The organism is Bradyrhizobium sp. PRIMUS42 (assembly GCF_023006515.1).
In the GTDB taxonomy this organism is placed as follows: domain Bacteria; phylum Pseudomonadota; class Alphaproteobacteria; order Rhizobiales; family Xanthobacteraceae; genus Bradyrhizobium.
Map to the genome: position 1 here is coordinate 1 of NZ_JALBGZ010000502.1, position 4,815 is coordinate 4,815.

6 protein-coding genes and 1 pseudogene are annotated in these 4,815 nt (G+C 63.7%); 3 read left to right on the forward strand and 4 right to left on the reverse strand.

Going from position 1 to position 4,815, the window contains the following annotated elements; translation table 11 throughout:
• On the forward strand, window positions 1-336 hold a 336-nt coding region (locus MOV75_RS27740; RefSeq protein ID WP_247006952.1), incomplete at its 5' end, for a tripartite tricarboxylate transporter substrate binding protein.
• Between the two features lie 98 nt (window positions 337-434).
• Here MOV75_RS27740 and MOV75_RS27745 read toward each other — a convergent pair.
• Window positions 435-896, reverse strand: a complete 462-nt coding sequence (locus MOV75_RS27745) for an NUDIX domain-containing protein (protein WP_246921303.1) — start codon at window positions 894-896, stop codon at window positions 435-437.
• Window positions 897-1,003: 107 nt separating this feature from the next.
• On the opposite strand from MOV75_RS27745, the gene MOV75_RS27750 reads away from it, so the two are divergent.
• Entirely contained in the window at window positions 1,004-2,131 is a 1,128-nt protein-coding gene (locus tag MOV75_RS27750; protein WP_246921300.1) for a DUF1236 domain-containing protein, read from the forward strand.
• A gap of 42 nt (window positions 2,132-2,173) precedes the next feature.
• Here the strand turns inward: MOV75_RS27750 and MOV75_RS27755 are convergent, their stop codons facing one another.
• Window positions 2,174-3,136 (reverse strand): lytic transglycosylase domain-containing protein, encoded by a 963-nt coding sequence (locus MOV75_RS27755; RefSeq protein WP_246921297.1) that lies wholly within the window; start codon window positions 3,134-3,136, stop codon window positions 2,174-2,176.
• Between the two features lie 169 nt (window positions 3,137-3,305).
• Between MOV75_RS27755 and MOV75_RS27760 the strand changes: the two genes are divergently transcribed.
• Window positions 3,306-4,340, forward strand: a complete 1,035-nt coding sequence (locus MOV75_RS27760) for a L,D-transpeptidase family protein (RefSeq protein ID WP_246921313.1) — start codon at window positions 3,306-3,308, stop codon at window positions 4,338-4,340.
• Here MOV75_RS27760 and MOV75_RS27765 read toward each other — a convergent pair.
• On the reverse strand, window positions 4,337-4,624 hold the full coding sequence (locus MOV75_RS27765; protein ID WP_246921294.1) for a hypothetical protein: 288 nt from the start codon (window positions 4,622-4,624) through the stop codon (window positions 4,337-4,339). The genes MOV75_RS27760 and MOV75_RS27765 overlap by 4 nt on opposite strands.
• 76 nt (window positions 4,625-4,700) lie before the next feature.
• Window positions 4,701-4,815, reverse strand: a pseudogene (locus MOV75_RS27770) (VOC family protein); the annotation flags it as partial.

A 4,815-nucleotide genomic window follows, 5' to 3' on the forward strand; every position in this document is an offset into this window, starting at 1 on the left:
CTGGTCAAGGCCGGCAAGCTGCGCGCGCTCGCGGTGTCGTCGGCCGATCGGCTGCCGGCGCTGCCCGATGTGCCGACCGTCGCGGAAGCAGGCTATCCCGGCTTCGACATCTCGTTCTGGGTCGGCTTCTTCATGCCGAAGTCGACGCCGGCGCCGATCCTGGAGACGTTGCACCGGGAGATCGTCGCGGCTGCCAAGGATCCGGCAATCGAGCAGAAGCTCGGCTCGCAGGGCGTCGTGTCCGTGCTCAGCCCGGCCGACTACGCCGCCAAGATCGCCAAGGAGACCAAGGAGCTCGCCGAGGTCGTGGCAGCGGCGAACATCAAGGCGGAGTGAGGGCATCTGTTTGCGCTTGCGCGTAGTGGCGCGGCTGGCTCCGCTGCACCTCTCTCGCTTGCGGGAGAGGGAGCGCACCTGTTTCCATCACAGGATTCCTATTCGCCGCCGGCCAGCTGCTCCAGCCGATCGAGCAGCGGGCGTTGTCCCGCGTTGATCCTCGTACGCGCCTCCTCGAGCGTGAACCATTCGGCACGATCGACCTCGGGAAAGGTCTGCCGTTCGCCGCTCCGTGGCGGCCATTCCATCTCGAAATTGTTGCTGCGAACGCTGCGCACGTCGAGTTCGAGCTCGGCCGCGAATGCGGTGACGAGCTTGCCGCCGCGCTGCTTGACCTGACCCAGCGCGGTCAATCGCATGGACGGCTCAAGTCCAAGCTCCTCGGCAAATTCGCGTCTCGCGGCAATCTCTGCATCCTCTTCGTCCGCATACTCGCCTTTCGGGATCGACCAGGCGCCGAGATCCTTGCTGCGCCAAAACGGCCCTCCGGGATGAACGAGGAGAACCTCGAGCGTCCGCCGCTTCCGATAGGCGATGATCCCGGCACTCTTCGATGGCATTGCAGGTTCCGTGCGGAAGCGGCTCGCCGTTCTCTCGGGAAAAAGTGGAACCGGCTGTTTTAGCGCAGGTTAGTAGCCAACGTTCATTTGATAAAAGGGAGTGAACCATGATCCGCCTGTTGGCAACCACCGCATTGGGGCTGGTGCTGGCGAACGCAGCCTTTGCGCAATCGCCCGGCACGACGACGAAGTCCGATCAGAGCCCGCCGTCCCAATCAAATTCCACAGCGCCGTCCACCGCTGCGCCGTCTGCGGCTGATAAGCAGCAGACCACATCGCAGCCGCAGCAATCACCGGCGACGGGAAACTCGGCGCAGACGACGCAGAGCACCGCGCCGTCATCCGGGGCCGCCAATTCCGGCTCCGCCACATCTAACAACGCGACGAACAGCACGGGCACCTCGCCGCCGCAGAGCGGTACGGCAAGCTCGAACACGACCGGCAACCAGCCTGCGTCTCAGCAGAGCACCAACCCGCCACCGGCGAACACCAACCAGGCGCAGGATCGGTCCAATCCGCCGCCCGCCAACAGCAATCAGGCCCAGCAGGCGCCCGCTGCATCCGGGACCAATCAGGCTCAGCAGGCGCCGGCTGCGCCAGCCGGCAATCAGGCCCAGGGCGAGCGGTCCAGCACCGGTTCACAGGCGGCCGCGCGGACCGACGTCAATCTCAACCGGCAGCAGGAGACCAAGATCAGCACCTCGATCTCGCGCCTGAACGTTCGGCCTGTGACCAGCGTCAATTTCTCGCTGAATGTCGGCACGGTGGTGCCGCGCGACGTTCATCTCTCGACACTGCCGCCTGACGTCGTCGAGATCGTGCCGCAATATCGCGGCTACAGCTTTGCGCTGGTCAAGGATCAGATCGTCGTGGTCGATCCAGCGAGCTACAAGATCGTGACGGTGCTGCCGTATTCGGGGCAGTCCACGGCGACCACGACGACCACCACGCGCGAGCGCAGCGCCAGCAAGTTCTCCGATCGCGATCGTGATGCGATCCGCAAGCATGCGAAGACTCGCACCGAAGGCCGGAGCGAGGCGCGGACCACCGGGAGCACCGCACGCACGGACATCCGCGTCGGCGACCGTCTCCCCGAGAGCGTCGAGGTCGAGGAATTCCCGAGCACGGTCTATCGGGACGCGCCGGATCTGCGGGAATACCGCTACATCCACCGCGACACTCGGACCTACGTCATCGAGCCTCGTGAGCGCCGTGTGATCGAGGAGATCGACTAGCGCGATAAATGTCGGAGCCACTCAAGCGAGTGGCTCCGAACACTAACCCGACGGCCGTTCGCGTGATGCGAAGCGAACGGCGCGGGCCTTCGCGCTCTTTCCGGCTGCGCGTGCCGCGATCATACTGCGTGCCTTGCCATGGGCCGTGGCATTCTTCCGAAGCATAATGGCGAACCGCTTGCGCGCGCGGTTCGTCGGTTGGCGCGCGGCAAGCTGCTCGGCCTTGCGAATGATGGTCGTGACCGAAGGCGTCAGGTTGACCGGAACCCAGGCGACGTCCTTTGTCTTCGAGAGACTGCCGAAACCTTCGCAAGGCGCCTCGCGCGGCAGGTCGATCCGGATCGCTAGCGCCTCGGATCGCTCGGTCCAGTCCTCGGCCTTGGTGCCGGTGATGATGCGGACATAGTCGCGCGTCTCGCGCGGCAGCTCGCTCTCTTTGGCAAGCCACTTCTGGATGCGGCCCGGGCCTGCATTGTAGGCGGCGGCCGCCAAGCCGAGATTGCCGAAATCGTCGCGCAGCTTGCGCAGGAATTTCGCCGATGCCGGCAGCGCCTTCATCGGATCGAAGGGGTCGTCGAGCCCAACCTCCGCAGCTGTTCCAGGCATGAACTGCGCGACGCCCTGGGCGCCGGCCTGGCTGACCTCGTTGGATTTGAAGCGGCTCTCCTGCCAGAGCAGGCGGGCAAAGAAGGGCACGGGAATGCCGCTGGCCTCGGCGGCCTCGCGAAGCGTGTGGCAGAATTTGTCTGTCGGTGAAACCGGCCCCTCGGCGATAGGTTCGGCCGCGCGCGGTGGCTCGATTGTTTCCTCATGCGCCGCGCGCGCGTTGGCGAGCTCGATGGCCTGCACGCTGGCAAGGAAGAGTTCGACCACTGGAACAAGTGGCGAGGCGTGATTGTTCTTGAGAACGGTGGTGTCGACGAGTGATGTTTGCCGGGACGCCGACGGATCGAGGTCGCACATCAGAATCAGGAACGCGGCGCAAGCCGCGACGACAAATCGCATTTGCTGGGCAACCTCGAACTGTGGGGTGAGCGGCCAGCGATGCGCCAGCGATAGGGAGTCATTAACCTTCCGATTGCGGCAAAGCTGCGGTCTCGTCGGTTCCTTCGGTGTTACTACGGTGTTCCCAAAAAGAAACTGCCCGCGGATTTGCGGATTGATTGGGACGATCATGATGCGATGGATGCTTGGCGTGGTGATGTCACTGTGGTTCGTCTGTCCGGCTCTCGCAGGCAATCTCGATGCGAAAGCGGTGAACGACGCTGCGCGTCCCGAAAAGCAGCCGGCCGCGGACAAGATCACCGCGCCGGTGACGAAGCTTCAGATTTTGCTCGATCGCGCGCAATTCTCCCCCGGCCAGATCGACGGTAAGCTCGGCGAAAACGCGCAGAAGGCGCTAAAGGCGTTTGCCGAGCAGAACGGTGTCGGCTTCGACAAGACGATCGCCCCTGAACTCTGGGACAAGCTGAACGCAGCGAGCGAAGGTTCTGTCATGGTCGATTACAAGATCACCGACGCAGATGTGAAGGGACCGTTTCTCAAGAAGCTGCCGGCCAAGCTCGATGACATGAAGTCGGTGGAGGCGCTGAGCTACACCAGTCCGCTCGAAGGTCTCGCGGAAAAATTCCACATGAGCGAAGAGTTGTTGAAGGCGCTCAATCCTGGAAAGGCGTTCGACAAAGTCGGCGGGACAATTGTCGTGGCCAACGTGGCGGCGCGACGCGAGCTTCCGCGCATCGCTCGGATCGAGATCGACAAGACGCACGCGACGCTGAAGGCTTACGAGGGGGCTGGTCGGCTGGTCGCGTTCTATCCGGCATCAATCGGCAGTCCGGATCGCCCGACGCCGACGGGGACGCTGAAGGTCACCGGCACCAATGAGTTGCCGACCTACCATTACAATCCGGAGTACAAGTTCAAGAGCGTGAAATCCAAGAGGCCCTTCGAGATCAAGCCGGGCCCGAACAATCCGGTGGGATCGTACTGGATCGGGCTATCGGAGCAGGGCTATGGCATCCACGGGACGGCGGAGCCCGACAGGGTCAGCAAGTCCGCGTCGCACGGCTGCGTCAGGCTCACCAATTGGGACGCTCGCGTGCTCGGCGAGAACGTCAAGCGCGGCACGCCCGTCGTCTTCCTCGATGCGCCGACGGAATCTTCCTCGAAGCAGCAGGGCAAGGCGGCCGGCAAGCGCGCCGCGAACTAATCCTTGAACTCGTCCTTGGGGAAATCCTTGCGCATCGCGATCTCGGCGGCATCGCCGGGCGACAGCACGGTCTGGTCGAAGGCGGCTTGGGGCTTCGTCATGATGTCGTAAAGCGAGATGCCTTTAATGGGCTTGCCCATGAGCTCGCGGACGCAGTCGGCGAGCGAGCCGTTGTAGACGAGATAGGGCGGACCTCTGTCCTTCTGCCTCTCGCCCTTCAGCGACGGCCACTTCTTCAACTCGGCCGGCGCGTCATAGGCGATCGGCGATCCCTCTTTGAACATGCGTCTGGTCCCGGTGGCCTGGATCGCGGGAATCCTAAGGCCGCCGGGTAAACAGGCGTTAAAGAATTAGTTCAAATCAGCCGGCAATGAAGGCGAGCAGCGTGCCGTTGGCCCTGGCTGGCGGCACGCAGATCGCAGCTCCACTGCGCACGGCCGCCGAGCCCAGCGCCATCTCCGTTGCCGCGAGATCG

Excerpts from the sequence above, each read along its gene's own strand:
- MOV75_RS27750 (WP_246921300.1), top strand. The coding sequence starts at position 1,004 with ATGATCCGCCTGTTGGCAACCACCGCATTGGGGCTGGTGCTGGCGAAC.
- MOV75_RS27760 (WP_246921313.1), top strand. The coding sequence starts at position 3,306 with ATGATGCGATGGATGCTTGGCGTGGTGATGTCACTGTGGTTCGTCTGT.
- MOV75_RS27755 (WP_246921297.1), bottom strand. The coding sequence starts at position 3,136 with ATGCGATTTGTCGTCGCGGCTTGCGCCGCGTTCCTGATTCTGATGTGC.
- MOV75_RS27745 (WP_246921303.1), bottom strand. The coding sequence starts at position 896 with ATGCCATCGAAGAGTGCCGGGATCATCGCCTATCGGAAGCGGCGGACG.
- MOV75_RS27765 (WP_246921294.1), bottom strand. The coding sequence starts at position 4,624 with ATGTTCAAAGAGGGATCGCCGATCGCCTATGACGCGCCGGCCGAGTTG.